This window comes from Actinacidiphila epipremni, from assembly GCF_012034175.1.
In the GTDB taxonomy this organism is placed as follows: Bacteria; Actinomycetota; Actinomycetes; order Streptomycetales; family Streptomycetaceae; genus Actinacidiphila; species Actinacidiphila epipremni.
The window spans coordinates 1-1,655 of the sequence record NZ_JAATEJ010000063.1 but is presented as its reverse complement, the minus strand read 5'-3'; the positions used below and the strand labels follow the sequence as shown (position 1 = coordinate 1,655).

2 protein-coding genes are annotated in these 1,655 nt (G+C 69.3%); both read left to right on the top strand.

From position 1 onward, the window contains the following. Positions 1-808: carbohydrate ABC transporter permease (locus HCN08_RS34410; RefSeq protein WP_167987306.1), on the top strand; the 808-nt coding region annotated here is incomplete at its 5' end. A 98-nt stretch (positions 809-906) separates the two neighbouring features. Continuing rightward, a partial coding sequence (locus HCN08_RS34405) for a carbohydrate ABC transporter permease (protein WP_240970746.1) occupies positions 907-1,655 on the top strand: 749 nt, incomplete at its 3' end.

The following is a 1,655-nucleotide window of genomic DNA, read 5'->3' as shown; positions in this document are numbered from 1 at the left end:
GTATCCGCTCTACCGCAACGTGGACTTGTCGGTACGGCACTACACCGTGCGCTCGTTCGTGCAGGGCGGCGCCCCGTTCTCCGGCTGGGACAACTTCCACCAGGTCCTGCACGACCCGGGCTTCGGGGCGGCCCTGCGCAACACCCTGGTCTTCACGCTGGTGTCGATCCTCTTCCAGTACGGCATCGGGCTGGCGCTCGCGGTCTTCTTCAACCGCGGCTTCCGGCTGGCCCCGACGCTGCGCGCGCTGTTCCTGATCCCGTGGCTGCTGCCGCTGATCGTGTCGGCCTCGACGTGGTCGTGGATGCTCAACAGCGAGTCCGGGGTGGTCAACTACGCCCTCCACCTGGCGGGCGCCGGGAAGGTGGACTGGCTGACCTCGCCCTCGTGGGCGCTCACGTCGGTCATCGTCGCGAACATCTGGATCGGCATCCCCTTCAACCTGGTGATCCTCTACAGCGGGCTGCAGAACATCCCAGCGGAGCTGTACGAGGCCGCGTCGCTGGACGGCGCGGGCCGGTGGCAGCAGTTCCGCCGGATCACCTTCCCGCTGCTGCGGCCGGTCTCGGCGATCACCGTGCTGCTGGGCCTGATCTACACCCTCAAGGTCTTCGACCTGATCTGGATCATGACCAGAGGCGGTCCCGGCGACTCCTCCACCACCCTGGCCACCTGGTCCTACCGCCTGGGCTTCGGCTCGCTGCTGCCGGAGTTCGGCCCCGGCGCCGCGGTCGGCAACATCCTCATCCTCATCGCCCTGGCCTTCGGCCTGCTCTACATCCGTGTGCAAAGGAGGCAGGCGGCATGACGACCGCTCCCGCTCCCCGCGGCCTGCCCGCACCCCGCCGCGCGCGGCGGCCCGGCAGCCGCCGCAACACCGTCGTCGGGCTCGTCCTGACCGCGGTGATGCTCTTCCCCGTCTACTGGATGGTCAACGTCTCGCTCACCCCGCAGCAGGACATGCGCAAGGACCCGCCCGACCTGCTCCCGCTGCACCCCACCTTCAGCGGCTACCGCGCCGTACTGGACGACCAGCTCCCGTACCTGTGGGTCAGCCTCCTCGTCGGCCTCGGCACGGTCGCCCTCACCCTGGTCCTGGCCGCGCCCGCCGGATACGCGCTGGCCAAGCTGCGCCCGCGGGGCGCCGGCGCGGTCGGGCTGCTGCTGCTGATCGCGCAGATGATCCCCGGCATCGTCATGGCGATGGGCTTCTACGGCATCTTCCTCGACCTGGGCATCATGAACACCTGGTGGGGACTGGTGGTCGCCGACTCCACCATCGCGGTGCCCTTCGGCGTCATGATCTTCAGCGCGTTCATGTCGGGCATCCCGGACGAGCTCATGGCCGCGGCGAGGATCGACGGCGCGGGCGCGTGGCGCGTCTTCAGGTCCGTCGTCCTGCCGGTCAGCCGCAACGCGGTCGTCACCGTCTCGCTGTTCAGCTTCCTGTGGGCGTGGTCCGACTTCGTCTTCGCCAACACCCTCGACGGCGGCGGCACCATGCGGCCCATCACGCTGGGCATCTACAAGTACATCGGCAACAACAACCAGGAGTGGAACGCCATCATGGCGACCGCGGTCGTGGCCTCCGTCCCCGCCGCCGTCCTCCTGGTCCTCGCCCAGCGCTACGTCGCCGCGGGCGTCACCGCCGGCGC